The organism is Pseudomonas sp. IT-P395, from assembly GCF_949767675.1.
Taxonomy (GTDB): Bacteria; Pseudomonadota; Gammaproteobacteria; order Pseudomonadales; family Pseudomonadaceae; genus Aquipseudomonas.
In genome coordinates this window covers 90,690-108,309 of record NZ_CATKPW010000001.1, presented here as the reverse complement: position 1 = coordinate 108,309, position 17,620 = coordinate 90,690, and the positions used below count along the sequence as shown (strand labels likewise).

Here is a 17,620-nt window from a genome sequence, read left to right as displayed (position 1 = left end):
TTCAGGTTGCCGGCAGCCCTGCGAAGAGAACGTTTGATAAGTCTTTTGTCTCTAATGAAGCCGAGGGTAGATAAATCTGCCCTCGGCCGCCAATTTTTTATTGATTCGACAAGGTTCAAGCCGTAACTGTCATTGACCCCTGCGGAATTTGGGCGACTCGAATAACGGCTTGGTTTTCCTTATGATCGCTCCACCGCTCAATTTGAGCTTTCAGATCCGGCAACTCTGCTCGGTCTCCGTAAACGTCGGAAAGCTCCAGGGTTGTTTTCTCCAACAAATCAATGTTTTTCAAAGTGGTCTTGATGTTTTCGAGTTCTTTTTCATTGTGGCTCACAGCTAAGGCGATTTCCTTCTGACGGGACTGGAGATCAGACATCGTGGATCTTCGTTGAATGGCTGTCGCGCGATCCTGAGGTCTACTTTCAATTGATCCACCCGGAAACTCAGCTTGCTGGGCTGCCTGCCACTTTTTTAATTCGGTTCGGTAAAACTCCATTTGAGTGCGCAAGTTGAGCGCCTCTCGCGGAGTAACAATTTTTCCGCCACTTGCCTGTGTGTCTTGCCAGCGACGCAATGTTGCCCAACAGGCAGGAATGTACCCGCCTAGCATCGTATGATCGGCGCCGTTCATTACTTGGACGCCAAAATTGCTACGTTCCGGAGTGTCATTGTTTTTAATATTCGCGTAACAAAGCTGCGTCATTGCAGACTCTTCATACCCTTCGCAACCGGGGGTCCAGAGGACTGCTGAAATCTGATTGCCTGGAAGCCTCAGTGGGGTGAAATAGCGCTGTATGCCATGATGGCGATAGGGCTTCCCGCCGAACCGATTCAATCCTGCGCCGAAAACAATGCCCCCCACAATCGGGGCGACCCCTCCTGTGACAGTGGCGGCGACTCCGGTTACCCAGACCGCTTGTTTAGTATCCATCCAAGCTGCGGGCACACTGGGTACCGGGTCATTGTTGTTTACAATTCTATGGTGAACGAGAGACTTGGCTCCTTCGACAAAATCCGCATCGCCCGCCCGAGGGGAACCAAAGGTGTAAAGTATTACTTGTTTGTCAAAAGTGTTACGAATCCATTCAGCCAAAAGAAGCGCAATCGCACCTCCCAAGCTGTGGCCACAAACCACGATACGCTGTTTATTTTTGCGAAATCTGGCGAGATATTTGGTCACGAAGGGTTGTAGCACCTCATAAGCTTCGTGAAACCCCTTGTGAGCCTTACCAACGCCATCTTTAACTGGGATTTGCTCCGCATCTCCATCGCGCAAAGCATCCCATTTTTCCGCTGTTCCGCGTATGGCTATCAAAATCATTCGATCATCGTGAGTGGCGTACGCCTGCGTATCGGTTTTTTTCGAGTCTAATGAATATCCGCGCATGTCATTAAAGAAATGCACTTCCGATGGAATATCCATTTCATCGGCGCCCGTATGAAGTTTGGGGTCATAAGCTATGATCTCCAGTCGTTTTGAATAAGGAACATCTTCAACAACGGGGTAATTCACAGTTTTGGCGTCGGCATAACGCATTGGCTCTTCGTAGCATGCAAGGCAAGTTTGTAGCACATGCCCGATCGTTCCCACCTTAGGAAATGTGACTTCTCCCCCGGGCTCTTGTGCTTTTGGAACCTTTGGGTCTTTTGGTGCATTTGGATTTTCAGGTACCTGTCCGAAATCTCCGTAGCTCAGCGTCGCCAACAACGAAAGGTTATAAAGATTTACTGCACTGAATGTGGGTGCCAAAGAAATTAAGGGCCTGAACGCGCGCAAAGCACGTACTTCCAGAACGTAGTGCTTATCTGGTAAAAGCGCGGTGCCGTAATCCGGAACTTTTCCCTTGGCAAAGTCACAGGCAAGTTTTGTCCAGCCGAAGGGGACGGGCTTGGATAATTTCGTCGGAGCAGGCAGGTGGCGTTTGTGCTCTACAAATTGTCGGACTTCTACGTTGTAGTATTCTGCTTTTTCCGAAGCTGCTCTATACGCGCCACTTTTAGCGTTACTGCCGATTGGGCGGTGTAACGTTTTTTCAGCAGCCACTTGAAAGTCAGTTAATGGGATCCGGTAGTCTATTCGGTCAGCAAGACTTTCATACCATTTATCTCCACCGCCATAAGATTTTGCTAGTGTCAAAGTTACCGGACCTTTGTAGTTGTTGGTGACCTTGGCGTAGCCATCATTGTCCAGGTTGCCGTCGTATTTTTGCCCCTCGGCGTCGGTGAGCTCATAGCTCAATCCGGCGTACGGCTTACCGTCACCAAATTCATCTACTAATCTAAAGCTGATCCAGCTACCCCTGGCGGGGCAGACACTTTTGTCACACAGGTATGGATCCGTCATCGGAGAATGTCCTTATTCAGTGCAATTTGGGTATACCGTACACTCGCGGTCGTTCATCTTGAATTTTTTAAAAACCGGAGGTTTTTGGCACCTATCTGATGTCGCGGTGCCCTGACACGGCTTCCATCCCTCACTGGTTTTAATCCAGCGATTATCCATGCTTGGCACTTCATCTTTTGCCACACGGAAGGCGAACTTTACCTCTTTGTTTTTGAGGTGTGATCGTTGAATTGTGCCGCCAGGTTTACCGCGCTCAAGATAGTCTGAAGATACATTCCAATCTGCGTTCGCCGCGCTGCATGATAGGATTTTTGAAATTCCGTCTTCTTCAATTCTTTCAACGCTTAGTTGGAACATCCACATGCAAAGACCTTTAAAGTCAAGATTGTCAGTGCCTTTAGGAGTGGATTCGCTAGTAGTTGCGCCTCCTGTTACGTTTATTCCGCCTATGTCTCCACCGATATCCAACGAAGATGGTCCGTAACGGCCGTCAATGGCAACAACAACCCGAGTCAAATCCATAGTGCATCCGGCTATGCTATAGCTGAGCGGAATATTGAAGCTGGAGGTTTGCTCTGTGTCTTTTACATCAATTTGATCTGTTTTTTGATGCCGCCGAGTTACGTTGCCTCCCAAACCCGCTGAATAGGTTTGGCAATCCTGACCAGCTAGCGGTGAGTATTGTGACTTGGCTGTCAGGCTAAAGTTGGCTGGGGACGTTGCCACCAGAGTAAAAGAATCGCTCCCGTAGTGGCTGGAAATGTCTGCGATACTGCTTTTAGCAATCTCGCCGGCAGAGGTGCAGGCGCCGATTAAAGGAAGTGTCAAGAGCAGCAGAGATTTCACATTGAATGAAAAAATTGATTTACTCATTTATTGCTTCCCGAAAAAACGTTTTAAACATAACTAAAATGGATTGCTAATTTCAATTGAATACTCGTTGGCATCTAGCGAAATGCTCCTGAGGTGTTTCTGTAGGCAAAGGTTCCCAAGCTATATCTTGCATACACTGCTCTGACAGCCGCCGGCTCAACATCAACTCGCGATGTTCGGGCAACTGCCAACTCCAAGCGTCCAGCAAGTCCATTTGATCCTCTAGCCATTCACTGACGACCCGTGTTTCGGCCAGCGCGGCGGCAGCATCGACGTGGTAGGTCATCAACCACCTTTTCAGGTTTTCGCGCAGGATGCTTCGAGCCTGTTCACCAGACTCAGGGTTGCGCAACCACGGCTCAGGATTCGGAACTGGATATATCCCCGGCCTGCAGTTATCTGCACTTTTCCACTGATCCTCATCCCAATACAGCACGCTGCTGATTGGGCCTAGCAGTAGAGGCCATTCGGTTTCTTTCATGTTGCCCAGACAACGCGCGAGTACGCGGTTGTCCTGAAAACGAAACAGCGATCGTTCGCCGTCTTCGTCGATGACCATTCGAGCGATCCAGTGCTGGGTGAGGCTGTCAAGATCAGCCTTGTCCATGCTGCCTATCCAGCCCCAGTTGCGCTGTGGGTCATCCAGCAAACTGCGAAAAGCTTCGTTGCCCGGATTCTGCAATTCGGTTAGCCAAGGGCTGATGGCAGCGAACTTCGAGAACTCGGTGCGGCGGTAGAGTTGTACGGAACGCTGCATGACGTTCGCGCTGTAAAGCGGTGTAACGGGGTTTGGCTCGGCGAGGCTGTCTAGCGCGAGGATCAGCTTGCGGTTGAGGCGCGATTGTTCGCCTAGCCAGTTGTTGAGTACATCGCTCATGCCGTGGCTCCCAGATCACATTTGCCTTCGCGGCAGGCTTCACAGATCGGGCAGCGAGTATTGCCAACTGCACGAGCCGCTTTGGCCATAGCCATTTGCACGGCTGCCGGTACGAGCAGGGCGCCAGGCTTGTCCTTCGCGGCAGCCCACGGGATGACGGGTTCCAGAATCCCGATCCCGGTCCCCACCCCCGGCGCACCACCGGTATTAACCTTCACCTCAGCGCCACTAATCGTCACACCACCCGCATCGACCTTCACAAAACTCCCGCCAGCCTTGGCGGTCAGCTCCATGCCACCCTCAACCACAACCTTTTCACCAGCGTGGTAATGAATCTCCGTCCCGGCCTCGACAAACTGCGCAGTCCCCACTTTCAGGTGCTGGGTGACACCGACGGTCAGGTGATCATCCGCACGCATCTCGCTAATGCGATCCAGATGCGTAATCCGGTGTTCCTCAACCTTGAACTCACTCAGCGTATTGGCTTCAACCGTGTCGTGCCGTTCGTTGCCGACGCGAATCTTCTGATCGTGCTCGATGTTCTCGTCCCAGTCGCGCTGGGCGTGGATGTAGATCTGCTCGACGCCTTTCTTGTCTTCGATGCGGAACTCGTTGTAGCCCTTGCCACCCGGTGAACTCAGGGTCTTGAAGGTGCTGCGGCTCTTGTTCGCCGGCAGGTCGTAGGGGACGACGTTTTCCTTGTGGTACAGGCAACCGGTGACCAGCGGCTGGTCGGGATCGCCTTCGAGGAAGGTGACGAGGACTTCCATGCCGATGCGCGGGATGGCGATGCCGCCGTAAGCCGCGCCGGCCCAGCCGCTGGCGACGCGCATCCAGCAAGTGGTTTTGTCGTCGCCCTGGCCGTCGCGGTCCCAGTGGAATTGCACTTTGATGCGGCCGTATTGGTCGCAGTGGATTTCTTCGCCTGCGGGGCCGGTGACGACGGCGGTCTGGCTGCCGAGGACTTTCGGTTTCGGGTGTTCAAGGGCAGGGCGGTAGTGCGCGTCCCACGGGGTGGCGAGGAAGCTGTTGCGGTAGCCCTGGTGGAAATCGCTTTTGTGGTCGGTGACGTCGCTGGTGACGTTTTCGCCGAGTACTTGCGGTTGTTTGCCTTCGTGGAAGACCTCCAGCAGCAGCCACAGATCGTTCCACTCGGCGCGCGGGTGTTCGGCGAGGGTGAGGAAATGGCCGCTGGTGAGGGTTGGTTCGTCACCTTTGCCTTCGGCGAGTTTGTAGTCGCTGCGATGGCGTTCGAGGGCGCGGGTGGAAAGGAACTTGCCGCGCTCGCGGGTGGTGAAACGGCCGGGGTAGTCGTAGTCCTCGAGATCCGGGGCGAACTCGGTTTTGACCGCGCCTTCGGGGAGGATCTTTGGTTTTTCGAAGTCGTAGTCGCGGCGGCTGACGCGGGTGGTGCGGGTTTCCAGACGCAGGTTGAAACGCTTGATCACCGGTTTGTCGGCGGCCATGCCGGAGTCTTGCTGGTAGCTCACCGGTTTCAGCTTGCGGAACACGGTCTGGTCGTCGCCGAACACCAGTTTGTGGCCGCTGCTGCTGTGCTGGAAGTGGAAGTGAATGCCTTCCTCTTCGCACAAACGCTGAATGAAATGCAGGTCGGATTCGTCGTACTGCACGCAGTAGTCGCGCTGCGGGTATTCGGCGCCGAGCTGGAAGCTGTAGGCGTCGGCGAGGATGCCGCGATCCTCCAGCACCTGAGCGATGATCTTCGGCACGGTCAGCTGCTGGAAGATCTGCTGATCGTGGTTGTGCCGCAGGTAGGCCAGTTGTGGCACCAGGCTGAGGCTGTAACGGGTCAGGGTCTTGCCGGAGTCGCCTTGCTCGATGCGATAAACCAGACCGTGGATCTTGCCTTCGCCGGTGGCGCCGAAGGTCAGGACGCCGGGTTTGTGCAGCAGCTCTTCGAGCTTGAGGTCGGGGCGGGCGCTGACGAGTTCGAGGTCGAAACGGAACGGTTGATTGAGGGCTTCGCGACCGGTGAAGCTGAGGACTTGCAGGTCGGCGTTGGCGCCTTCAAGCGTGAGGGTAATGTGGGTTGCGTTGGCGTCCAGCATGCCTTGAATTCCGTCCGTTGAATAAGCAGGGGACGGATGATGGAGGATTAAGCGGCCTCGTTCAAGGCACAAAAGCCGTAGGTCTGGCAGGTTTGCGGTATAGGGAAAACCCTTAGTCAGGGTGTTTCGTCCAGTGAAACCGGGGGATTTTCGGGAGTTGGTGTTCGCTGTTAGCGACTTTTCCCACGACCCTGGGTTGAAGAATCCTCAGTCAGATTCAGACTAAAGTCGCCTGTAGCACGTCAAAGCCATCTGCCATCATTGCCGCTCACCCCTGCGTGTTCACTTTCTCCTGGTTCAATCTGACCCGGGACGGGAGCTATTTTTCTGGCTTGTTGCGCGCTTGCGCAAACGCTGCATTGTTGGAGTTTTTCATGCGTCCCCCATTTTCCCTCATCACCCCGCGCCAGTCGTTTGGCTTCGGAGCCGTTGTGCTGTGCGCAGGTTTTACCGCACAGGTTCAGGCCAGCGGATTCTTTGAAGACACCACGGCGAAAATCGAATCGCGCACGGTGTACTTCAACCGCGATTTCCGTGATGGGAGCACCTCGAACGCTCAGGGCGCCTCCAAGCGTGAAGAGTCGGCACAGGGCTTTATTCTCAACCTGCAATCGGGCTACACCGAAGGTACGGTGGGTTTTGGTATCGATGCGCTGGGCATGCTTGGCTTTCAACTCGATTCCAGCCCGAACCGCAGCAACAGCGGCTTGCTGCCTTCCAGTGGCAACGATCCGCGCGGCTCGAAAGGCCAGTACGCGAAAATGGGCCTGACCGCCAAGGTCAAAGTCTCGGACACCGTGCTGAAGTACGGCGCGCTACTGCCGGATCTGCCGTTGCTGAAATACAACGACGGCCGTTTGCTGCCGACCATGTTCAATGGCGCCATGCTCACTTCTAAAGAGCTGAAAGACCTGACCTTCATGGCCGCGCGCCTGGACAAGTACACCGCGCGCGATTCCACCGATTCGCAAGACATCCGCGTGCACTGCAAGAACAAGCGCTACGCCTGCAACACCACCGCCGACTATTTCGACATGTACGGCTTCGACTACAAGATCAACGATCGCCTGACCGCGCAGTATCACTACGCCGAACTGGAAGACATCTATCGTCAGCACTTTGTCGGGCTGTTGGGTAATCAACCGTTAGCTGGCGGTGTACTTAAAGCGGATCTGCGGGTGCTGAAGAGTGCCGACAGCGGTGATGCCAAGGCCGGTTCCATTGATAACCGTGCGTTGAGCGGCATGTTGTCGTATGCGCACAGCGGCCATACGTTCAGCGCCGGTTGGCAGCGTATGAACGGCGACAACTCGATGCCGTACCTCGATGGCAGCAATCCGTATCTGGTCAACTACGTGCAGGTCAACGACTTCGCCGCCGCGCAGGAACGTTCGTGGCAGTTGCGTTATGACTATGACTTCAAGGCCATTGGCATTAATGGTTTGAGCTTCCTGACCCGTTATGTGAACGGTGACCACATCAAGGTGTTGGGCAGTGATCAGGAAGGCAAGGAGTGGGAACGCGACAGCGAGTTGAAGTATGTGATTCAGACGGGCACGTTCAAGGATGTGAGTTTGCGTTTGAGGAATGCGACTTACCGGACCAACTATGAGAAGTTTGCCCGGGATGTGGATGAGACACGGTTGATTGTGAGTTATAGCTTTTCGGTGTTGTAGGTCTTGGATGTGTAGTGCTTGATCGGACGCTATCGCGAGCAGGCTCACTCCTACAGGGGATCTTCAGTGGACTCGGATATCGTGTTCGACATTGATCCATTGTAGGAGTGAGCCTGCTCGCGATGAGGCCCTTGAAGTCACCGTTACAACCAATGCCAGAACCGGCTCCAGAACCCCCGATTCAAGTCCTCTTTGCAGCCGGCATATTGCCGCGCATACACATCCGAACGATTCTGCACTTTGCGCGCCGTCGGCATTAGCCAGGCTTTGCTCGCGTAAGTCTTGTTGCGGAAGCCGCCCCAGCCTTCGTGATAGTTGAGGTATTGGTTATAGGCGTCGTACTTGTAGACGCCGTTGATCGAATAGGTCTTGTCCATGTACCAGCCGACAAAGTCGATGGCGTCGTCGAAGTCTTCGCGATCGGCTCCGCTGCGACCGGTGCTTTTCTGATAGTCGGCCCAGACTTCATCTTTGGCTTGCGCATAGCCCGATGCGGTGGACACACGGCCCCACGGGATCACCCAGAGCAAGTATTTGCGCGGAGTCTTGGCGTCGTAGCGGTAGCCGGATTCCTGATACATGATCGCGAAGGGCACCTGAATCGGTACGCCCCAGCGTTTTTGCGTGACTTGCGCCGCGTCGTACCAGTCGCTTTTCTCGCGGAAGATTTCGCAGATGTCTTCCGGCGAACGGGGCGGCGAGGTGCCGCACCCGCTCAGTAGCGTTGCCAGTGTCAGTAGTCCAAGCGTCTGCCTGTAATTCAAAAGCCGTTATCCCGTCGTGCGCAAAAAGGCCGACAGTCTACGCGTTCAACTCAATTGGTGACGATAGGGCAGATCCGGGCCGGTCTTGCTGCAGGTCAGCGCGGCGGCTTGTACGGCGAACTTGAGCATGGCGTCGATCTGCTCGCGGGCGAGTTGCTGCACGCCTTCGACCGAATCCAGACCGTGCTCGGTCAGCCAGGTGATCAGCGCGGCCTGGAAGGTGTCACCCGCGCCAACGGTGTCGGCGATTTTCACCGAGGCCGCCGGCACCGACCAGTTGCCATGCTGGCGGCTGAACACACTGGCGCCGTCGCCGCCACGGGTGAGGAAGACGATCTGGCAGCGCTGTTCGAGCCAGCCTTCGATTACGCGTTGCGGGTCCTGTTCGGGGTAGAGCAGGCTCAAGTCTTCGTCGCTGACCTTGATCAGATCGGCCAGTGGCACCAGCGTCGCGATGCGCTCACGCCACAGGTCGATGTTCGGCTCGGGATTGAGGCGTACGTTCGGGTCGAGGGTGATCAGGCGTTTGCCGCTCTCGCGCTGTACCAGCGTCAGCAAGGTGTCGCCAATCGGCTGCACCACCAGCGAGAACGAGCCAATGTGCAAGCCGCGCACTTCAGGACCCAGCGCCGGCAGATGTACCAGACTCAACTGCCGGTCCGCGCAGCCTTCACCGCGAAAGCTGTAGTGCGGCGAGCCATTGGCACCGACGGCGACCATGGCCAGCGTGGTCGGTGCGGCGAAGTCCACCAGATAGTCCGGGCGTACACCTTCGTCCTGCAGCACTTGCTGCAAACGACGGCCGAGGTAGTCAGTGGACAGCCCGCCGAACAAGGCCGAGTCCACGCCCAGACGGCGCAAACCCACGGCGACGTTGAACGGCGAGCCGCCGGCAATCGCCTTGAAATTGACTTTCGAGGCCAGACCGCTGGCGTCGTCTTCACTGAAAAAATCAAACAGGGCTTCGCCACACACCAAATACATAATTGTTTGCTCTTTATAGGGTTGCGACATGCTGTTGATAGCGTTCATAGGCCTGCTGAAACGCCGCAACGTTGGCGGCAATCGGCAGGGTTTCGCTGCTTGAATCGAGTTTCACGCAGCGCTGGCACAGGTCGGCGAGGCTGTCTTCGTGGCCATTCGACCAGGATTTGCACCACGCCGCTTGAATCGCTGCGCCAAGTGCCGCGGCTTCGCTTTGTTCGGTGCAGATCACCGGGGTGTTCATGATGTCGGCAACGATCTGCCGCCAAACCGCGCTTTTCGAACCGCCGCCGATCAGGCAAATGCTGCGGCTTTGTAAACCATTGTGGCGGAGCAAATCCAGTCCGTAGCGCAAACCGAAGGTGGTGCCTTCGACGGCGGCGCGGCACAGATTGGCCTGGGTCAGGTTATCCAGCGTCAAGCCGTGCAGGCTGCCGGTGGCGTGGGGCAGGGCGGGAACGCGCTCGCCGTTGAGGAACGGCAGCATGCTCACGCCGTCGGCGCCGATGGGGGCTTGCGCGACGAGGTCGTTGAACTGTGGCAGATCGAGGTTGAACAGCTCGCGAATCGCGCCAGTAGCATTGGTCAGGTTCATGGTGCAGATCAGCGGCAACCAACCGCCGCTGGACGAACAGAACGTCGCGACCGAAGCGTCCGGGCTGACTTTTGGTACTTCGGAATAGGCGTAAACCGTGCCGGAAGAGCCGAGGCTCATGGTGATCGCGCCGGGCTGAATATTGCCGGTGCCGATGGCGCCCATCATGTTGTCGCCGCCGCCGCTCGATACCAACGCATTGGGGTTGATGCCGAGGTGTTCGGCTATCGCCGGGAGGATGGTGCCGACAGGTTGATGCGCGTCTATCAGCTCAGGCAGTGCGGCTTGCAGGCGTCCGCTGGCGTCGATGTCGCGCAGCAGTTGCAAGTCCCATTGGCGGGTGCGCACGTTGAAATAGCCAGTGCCCGAGGCATCGCCGTATTCGCTGCAGGCGCGACCGGTGAGCCAGAAATTCAGGTAGTCGTGGGGCAACAGAATGCGTGCGATGCGCGAAAAGACCACGGGGTGTTGTTCTTTGGTCCAGAGCAGTTTCGACACCGTGTAGCCCGGTGCGATGACCACACCGAGGCGTTCCAGCGAGCCTTTTTCACCGCCTAGATGCACCAGCAGACGGTCGTTTTCGGCGCTGGTTTCGGTGTCGCACCAGAGCTTGGCGGGGCGCAGCACTTCACCTTGATCATCGAGCAGGACCAGACCGTGCTGCTGGCCGGAGACGCCGATGCCGAGGATCGACAGGCCATCGACATTCGCCGCCAACAATGCGCGGCGAGTGGCGAGGGCGAAGGCTTCTAGCCATTGCTGGGTGTCTTGTTCGCGGCGGCCGTTGGCGCCGCTGATCATTGTGTGGGCGGCGGCGCCTTGGCCGAGGACCTGACCGCTGACGGCGTCAAGGATGATGGCTTTGGTGCCTTGTGTGCCGCAGTCGATGCCTAGGAACAGTTGTTGTGTTGTCATGTGTGAACCACTCGGGTGTGGTGAAGATCAAGAGCTTACCCCCTCACCCCAGCCCTCTCCCCCAAGGGGGCGAGGGGGAAGGGAGCTGATCGGGGGGCTGTTCAAAAGCTGAGTTCGACTCCGGTTCTCTCAAACCGGGGCTGTTCAAAAGCTGAGTTCGACTCCGATTCTCTCAAACCGGGGCTGTTCAAAATCTGAGTTCGACTGCGGTTCTCTCAATCAGGTGCTGTTCAATACCTGAGTTCGACTCCGGACGTTCAGGTCGATGTAACTTGCACAAACCACTCGGTCAGTCCCCTCTCCCTCGGGGAGAGGGCTAGGGTGAGGGGCTTTTCAATCCAGAACCCGCTGCAAAGTCCGCGTCACACCCTCTTCGCGCAAGCTGTTGCAGCACCACTCGAACGCCGCGACAAACTCCGCCGAACGCGGTATCGCCGTGCCGAAAATCTCCTCGACCGCCAACAACCGCTGCGTAATTAAAGCATCGTCCGCCACCAACGCCTGACAAAACGCCGCGCGCGGATCCGGGATTGAATAGGTATCACCATTCTCATCCACACCCTTCAAATACAACGCCCACGCAGCGACCACCAGAGCCGCACGCTTGGTCTCCTGCCCATCGGCAATCAAGCGATTGATCGTCGGGATGGTGAACTTGGGAAACTTCGACGAACCGTCCGAGCACACCCGCTCAAGCTGATCGGCAATCGCCTGATTGGAAAACCGCGCCACCAATGTGTTTTTGTAATCGGTCAGATCAATGCCGGGCACCGGCGCCAGTTGCGGGGTCACGTCCAGATCCATGTAGGCGCGCATATAACGCACGAACAGCGGGTCATTCATGGTTTCGTGCACAAACCGATAACCCTTCAAAAAGCCCAGATACGTCAGCGCCAGATGGCTGCCGTTGAGCAGTTTGATCTTCATCTCTTCATACGGCGAAACATCGTCAGTGAACTGCACACCAACCTTTTCCCAGGCCGGACGACCGTTGCCGAATTTGTCCTCCAATACCCATTGAACAAACGGCTCGCAGACCACCGGCCAGGCATCGTCGACGTCGTGTCTGTCCGCCAGTTGCAGGCGATGCGCGGTGCTGGTCATTGGCGTGATGCGGTCGACCATGGCGTTGGGGAAACTGACGTTGGCGTCGATCCAGCTGCACAGATTGCTGTTACGCAGGGTGGCAAACGCCAGCAGCGCCTTGCGCGTCACGGCGCCGTTGTGCGGCAGGTTATCGCAGGACATCACGGTAAACGCCGGAATGCCCGCCGCCCGACGTTTTTCCAGGGCCGCACACAAGAAACCGAACACGGTTTTCGGGTCCTCTGGGTGGGCCAGATCATGCTGAATTTGCGGCAGGTGCGCCATGAACTCGCCGTTGCTGTCGTCGATGCAGTAACCGCCCTCGGTGATGGTCAGCGAGACGATGCGAATCTGTGGGTCGGCGAGTTTGTCGATCAACGCCTGAGCGCCGTCCTCGGCCAGTAGCATGTCGCGAATCGCGCCGATCACGCGGACTTCGGTGTCGTCGCTGTCACCGAGTTCGAACAGGGTGAACAGGTAATCCTGCTCCTTGAGATCATCGCGAGCACGGCGGTCTTCGGCGCGCAGGCCGACGCCACAAATGGCCCAGTCGAGGGCTTCGCCGGTGTTCATCAAGGCGTCGGTGTAATACGCCTGATGCGCGCGGTGGAAGCCGCCGACGCCAATGTGGGCGATGCCTTGGCGCGTGTCGCTAAGGTTGTAGGCCGGCAGTTGCACTTCGGCGGCCAGACGATGGAGGTTCTGTTGGTTGAGTTTCATCGGGAGTTCTCGAAATCAGGCCGCAGCGCGCAGCGGACGGGTCAACGCGATACCTTCGGCATCGAATAAGTGGCAGTGCGCCGGGTCGAGGTGCAGGCTCAGTTGTTCGCCGTAACGGCTGGCCAGATCACCGCGCACGCGCATGGTCAGGGCTTCGCCGGCGTTGGTGGTGACGTGGCAGAAAGTGTCGCTGCCCAGACGTTCGCTGACGTCGGCGGTGACTTGCAGGCTGCAATCACCGGGTTGCGCCAGTTCCAGATGTTCCGGGCGAATCCCCAGGGTCACGGCGCTGCCGACACTCAGATTGGCGGCGTTGAACGGCAGGGTGATGCGCGTGCCGGCGTCCAGCGACACTTCGCAGCTCTGGCCGTCGACGCGGGCAATCTTGCCTTTGAGGAAGCCCATTTTCGGCGTGCCGAGGAAACCGGCAACGAAGAGATTTGCCGGGTTGTGATACAGGTCCAGCGGCGAGCCGACCTGTTCGATCTTGCCGCCATTGAGCACCACGACTTTGTCGGCCATGGTCATCGCTTCGACCTGATCGTGGGTCACGTAGATCATCGTCGCTTGCAGGTCTTTGTGCAGGCGCAGCAGTTCCAGACGCATCTGCACGCGCAGCGCGGCGTCGAGGTTGGACAGCGGTTCATCGAACAGGAAGATTTTCGGATTGCGCACGATGGCGCGGCCGATCGCAACACGCTGGCGCTGGCCGCCGGAGAGCTGTTTCGGCTTGCGCTCAAGCATCGGCCCGAGTTCGAGAATGCGCGCTGCTTCACCGACCTTCTTCTCGACTTCGGCTTTCGGTACGCCGGCCAGATCGAGGGCGAAGGACATGTTCTTTTTCACGGTCATGTGCGGGTACAGCGCGTAGGTCTGGAACACCATCGCCAGATCGCGCTTGGCCGGGCTGACTTCGGTGATGTCGCGACCATCGAGTTCGATGGTGCCGTCGCTGACTTCTTCCAGACCCGCGATCAGCCGCAGCAGGGTGGATTTGCCGCAGCCCGACGGGCCGACGAAGACCACGAATTCCTTGTCGTTCACTTCCAGGTCAATGCCTTTGATGATGGAGAAACCTTCGAAGCCTTTTTGCAGATTCTTGATTTTCAGGTTGGCCATGAGGATGGGCCTCCACATTGTTGTTTTTTTTAAGATCAAAAGATCGCAGCCTGTGGCAGCTCCTACAGGAGATTTATGCCGATACGACATTCCATGTAGGAGCTGCCGAAGGCTGCGATCTTTTGCTTTTCAATCTTCATTTCACGGCGCCGAACGAGAGGCCGCGCACCAGTTGTTTCTGGCTGATCCAGCCGAAGATCAGAATCGGCGCACACGCCAGGGTCGACACCGCCGACAACTTGGCCCAGAACAAGCCTTCCGGGCTCGAATACGAGGCGATCAACGCCGTCAGTGGCGCGGCTTTCGACGAGGTTAGGTTTAGCGACCAGAACGCCTCGTTCCAGCACAGAATCAGCGACAGCAGCACGGTCGAGGCAAGGCCGCCCTTGGCAATCGGCAACAGCACGCGGACCATTTCCTGCCACAGCGTGGCGCCGTCGAGACGGGCGGCTTCGAGGATGTCTTTGGGGATGTCCTTGAAGTAGGTGTAAACCATCCAGACCACGATCGGCAGGTTGATCAGCGTGTAGATCACGATCAGCGCGATGCGCGTATCGAGCAGGCCGAAACTCTTCGCCAGCAGGTAGATCGGCATCAGCACGCCCACCGGCGGCAGCATTTTGGTCGAGAGCATCCACAGCAACGTGCCTTTGGTGCGCTGGGTTTCGTAGAAGGCCATCGAGTACGCTGCCGGCACCGCGATCAACAGGCACAGGGCCGTGGCACTGAAGGAAATCACCACCGAGTTCCAGGCGAAACTGAAGTAATCGCTGCGCTCATTGATGTGCAGGTAGTTCTCCAGCGTCGGCGTGAAGATGAACTGCGGCGGCGTGGCGAACGCGTCGATTTCGGTTTTGAAACTGGTCATCACCATCCAGAAGATCGGGAAGAAAATCACGATCGCGATGGCCCAGGCCAGGGTGCCGAGCAGCAGGCTTTGCAGCCGGCGGGATTGTTGAAGAGTCATGGCAGGCCTCAGGCTTTGTCAGTCAGGTTTTTGCCGATCATCCGCACCAGAATGATCGCGGCGATGTTGGCGATGACCACGGCAATCAAGCCGCCCGCCGAGGCCATGCCGACGTCGAACTGCACCAGCGCCTGGTTGTAGATCAGGTAGGCGAGGTTGGTCGAGGCGTAGCCGGGGCCACCGTTGGTGGTGGTGAAAATCTCGGCGAACACCGACAGCAGGAAGATCGTTTCGATCATCACCACCACGGCAATCGGCCGTGCCAGATGCGGCAGGGTCAGGTGCCAGAAGATTGCGATCGGCCCGGCGCCGTCGAGACGCGCGGCCTCTTTCTGTTCCTGGTCGAGGGACTGCATGGCGGTCATTAGGATCAGGATCGCGAAGGGCAGCCATTGCCACGAAACAATGATGATGATCGACAGCAGCGGGTAGTGGGCGAGCCAGTCCACCGGTTGCGCGCCGAACAGCTTCCAGATGTAGGCGAGGATCCCCGAGACCGGATGGAAAATCAGGTTTTTCCAGATCAGCGCACCGACCGTGGGCATGATGAAGAACGGCGAGATCAGCATGACCCGCACGATGCCGCGACCGAGGAATTCACTCGCTTCAAGCAACGCACTGATGAGTACGCCGAGCACCACGCTGATCAACAACACGCTGCCGACCAGCAGCAAGGTGTTGGTCGCACCGGGCATGAAACCCGAATCCGTCAGGAAGTATGTGAAGTTCTCCAACCCGACGAACTGGTTTTCACCGGGGTAAAGCAGGTTGTAGCGGATCATCGAGAAGTAGATGGTCATGCCCAGCGGCACGATCATCCACAGCAGCAACAGGGCCACCGAAGGGCTGACCAGAAACCAGCCGGGATTGCGTACGCGGACTTTGCGCGCAGGCTGCGACAGGTCGATGTGGGCTTTGGCAGTTGAAGTATTCATGGTGATCACAACCAATTGGGTGCAGAAACATGTTCAGGAAAGACAACATTCCTGACATCGGCGCGGACCCTGTGGGAGCTGGCTTGCCAGCGATAGCAATAGGTCAGCCGACAGCAATGTCGAATGTGCCGGCCTCATCGCTGGCAAGCCAGCTCCCACAGGTTTAGAGGCGGTTACTTGGGATAACCGGCGCGCTTCATCTCGCGTTCAGTGGTTTGCTGCGCGGCAGTCAGGGCTTGATCCACCGTGGTCTGGCCGATCAGCGCCGCCGAGAACAGCTTGCCGACCTGGGTGCCCACCGCCTGGAACTCTGGAATGGTCACCAGTTGAATGCCGATGTACGGCACCGGTTTCAGCGTCGGTTTACTCGGGTCAGCCGCTTTCAACGATTCCAGCGTGACCTTGGCGAACGGTGCGGCGCTCATATAGGCGTCGCTGTAGGTCGAAGCGCGGGTGCCGGGCGGTACGTTGGCGATGCCGTCAGTCTTGGCGACCAGTTCGCCGTACTCTTTTGACGTCGCCCAAGCGCTGAATTCTTTGGCGGCGTCTTTGGCTTTGGAACTGGTCGGGATTGCCAGCGCCCACGAATACAACCAGGCCGAGCCTTTGTCGGTCACTTGATGCGGTGCGAATGTGAAGCCGACGTGATCAGCAACCTTGCTCTGGGTCTTGTCGGTGACGAACGAGCCGGCGACGCTGGCATCGACCCAGATCGCGCATTTGCCGCTGTTGAACAGCGCAAGGTTTTCGTTGAAACCGTTGCTGGAGGCGCCTGGCGGGCCGGATTTCGTCATGGTGTCGACGTAGAAATTCAGCGCGTTTTTCCACTCCGGCCCGGTGAATTCAGGCTTCCACTGCTCATCGAACCAGCGCGCGCCGTAGGCGTTGGCAACCGTCGTGATCAGCGCCATGTTCTCGCCCCAACCGGCCTTGCCGCGCAGGCAGATGCCGTACTGCTCTTTGTCTTTGTGGGTGAGTTTTTCGGCGAAACCGGCGATCTGCTCCCAGGTCGGACGCTCGGGCATGGTCAGGCCGGCATCCTTGAACAGGTCGGTGCGGTAATAGGTGATCGAGCTTTCCGCGTAGAACGGCAGGGCGTACAGCGAACCCTTGACTGACAGGCCTTCACGCACCGACGGGAACACATCGTCGAGGGCGTAGCTGGCCGGCAGATCCTTCATCGGTTCCAGCCAGCCTTTGGCGCCCCACAGTGCGGCTTCGTACATGCCGATGGTCAACACGTCGAACTGGCCGCCCTGGGTGGCGATGTCGGTGGTCAGACGTTGGCGCAGGACGTTTTCTTCGAGCACGACCCAATTGAGCTTGATGTCCGGATGCTCGGTCTCGAAGGTTTTCGAGAGTTTTTGCATGCGGATCATGTCGCTGTTGTTGACGGTGGCGATGGTCAGGGTCTGGGCGCCAAGGCTGACGCTGCTGAGGGTCATGCAGGTGAGGGCAAGCAGAGCTTTTGCAGTCGGTTGCATCGTGCACTCCTTTTCTGCACCCGTAGGGTTACAGAAGGACAGTTATTGTTTTTGTGTCTTCCTGTGCAGGAAGAATGTGCGCTGATTACAGCCTTCAATCGCAGGGCTGACAAATCATCCCTAACACTTTGATCGATACTTTTTTGCACTGGGCTTTTGTGGGGCGAATGCAGGGAAGGGCTTTTCAGCGCAGAGGTGCTGTCGGATGCGTA

Annotated in this window: 13 protein-coding genes; 1 reads left to right on the top strand and 12 read right to left on the bottom strand. The window is 57.2% G+C overall.

Translation table 11 applies throughout. The features are described 5' to 3' along the window. Nucleotides 1–115: 115 nt before the first annotated feature. From ACM6IN_RS00380 to ACM6IN_RS00365, 4 genes are read right to left on the bottom strand one after another with little or no spacing between them, the layout of a single operon-like run. Nucleotides 116–2,344 carry a lipase family protein gene (locus ACM6IN_RS00380; RefSeq protein WP_414915154.1) on the bottom strand — a complete coding sequence of 743 codons (2,229 nt, stop codon included), beginning with the start codon at nucleotides 2,342–2,344 and terminating at the stop codon, nucleotides 116–118. A 12-nt stretch (nucleotides 2,345–2,356) separates the two neighbouring features. Next, on the bottom strand, nucleotides 2,357–3,217 hold the full coding sequence (locus ACM6IN_RS00375) for a hypothetical protein (protein ID WP_414915153.1): 861 nt from the start codon (nucleotides 3,215–3,217) through the stop codon (nucleotides 2,357–2,359). Nucleotides 3,218–3,269: 52 nt separating this feature from the next. Continuing rightward, nucleotides 3,270–4,094 (bottom strand): DUF4123 domain-containing protein, encoded by an 825-nt coding sequence (locus ACM6IN_RS00370; protein WP_414915152.1) that lies wholly within the window; start codon nucleotides 4,092–4,094, stop codon nucleotides 3,270–3,272. Beyond that, nucleotides 4,091–6,163: a type VI secretion system tip protein VgrG gene (locus tag ACM6IN_RS00365; protein ID WP_414915151.1), complete on the bottom strand. Its 2,073-nt coding sequence runs from the start codon at nucleotides 6,161–6,163 to the stop codon at nucleotides 4,091–4,093. Before ACM6IN_RS00365 ends, ACM6IN_RS00370 begins: the two co-directional genes overlap by 4 nt. 374 nt (nucleotides 6,164–6,537) lie before the next feature. Between ACM6IN_RS00365 and ACM6IN_RS00360 the strand changes: the two genes are divergently transcribed. Continuing rightward, nucleotides 6,538–7,839, top strand: coding sequence for an OprD family porin (locus ACM6IN_RS00360; RefSeq protein ID WP_414915150.1), 1,302 nt, complete (start codon nucleotides 6,538–6,540; stop codon nucleotides 7,837–7,839). A gap of 143 nt (nucleotides 7,840–7,982) precedes the next feature. On the opposite strand, the gene ACM6IN_RS00355 is transcribed toward ACM6IN_RS00360, so the two are convergent. The 8 genes from ACM6IN_RS00355 to ACM6IN_RS00320 all read right to left on the bottom strand — a co-directional run bounded on the left by ACM6IN_RS00355 (nucleotide 7,983) and on the right by ACM6IN_RS00320 (nucleotide 17,408). Beyond that, a complete protein-coding gene (locus tag ACM6IN_RS00355; RefSeq protein WP_007912129.1) occupies nucleotides 7,983–8,603 on the bottom strand; it encodes a hypothetical protein in 621 nt (206 codons plus the stop codon). A 45-nt stretch (nucleotides 8,604–8,648) separates the two neighbouring features. Next, a complete protein-coding gene (locus ACM6IN_RS00350) occupies nucleotides 8,649–9,587 on the bottom strand; it encodes a carbohydrate kinase family protein (RefSeq protein WP_414915149.1) in 939 nt (312 codons plus the stop codon). Between the two features lie 13 nt (nucleotides 9,588–9,600). After that, complete coding sequence (gene xylB, locus ACM6IN_RS00345; RefSeq protein ID WP_414915148.1) at nucleotides 9,601–11,097, bottom strand: xylulokinase; 1,497 nt, start codon at nucleotides 11,095–11,097, stop codon at nucleotides 9,601–9,603. Between the two features lie 333 nt (nucleotides 11,098–11,430). Next, nucleotides 11,431–12,903, bottom strand: coding sequence for a mannitol dehydrogenase family protein (locus ACM6IN_RS00340; protein WP_414915147.1), 1,473 nt, complete (start codon nucleotides 12,901–12,903; stop codon nucleotides 11,431–11,433). Between the two features lie 15 nt (nucleotides 12,904–12,918). After that, complete coding sequence (locus tag ACM6IN_RS00335; RefSeq protein ID WP_007949744.1) at nucleotides 12,919–14,022, bottom strand: ABC transporter ATP-binding protein; 1,104 nt, start codon at nucleotides 14,020–14,022, stop codon at nucleotides 12,919–12,921. Between the two features lie 136 nt (nucleotides 14,023–14,158). After that, nucleotides 14,159–14,989 carry a carbohydrate ABC transporter permease gene (locus tag ACM6IN_RS00330; RefSeq protein WP_034154211.1) on the bottom strand — a complete coding sequence of 277 codons (831 nt, stop codon included), beginning with the start codon at nucleotides 14,987–14,989 and terminating at the stop codon, nucleotides 14,159–14,161. Between the two features lie 8 nt (nucleotides 14,990–14,997). Next, nucleotides 14,998–15,924: a carbohydrate ABC transporter permease gene (locus ACM6IN_RS00325; RefSeq protein ID WP_414915146.1), complete on the bottom strand. Its 927-nt coding sequence runs from the start codon at nucleotides 15,922–15,924 to the stop codon at nucleotides 14,998–15,000. A 173-nt stretch (nucleotides 15,925–16,097) separates the two neighbouring features. Next, nucleotides 16,098–17,408, bottom strand: coding sequence for an ABC transporter substrate-binding protein (locus tag ACM6IN_RS00320; protein ID WP_414915145.1), 1,311 nt, complete (start codon nucleotides 17,406–17,408; stop codon nucleotides 16,098–16,100). Between the last annotated feature and the right edge of the window lie 212 nt (nucleotides 17,409–17,620).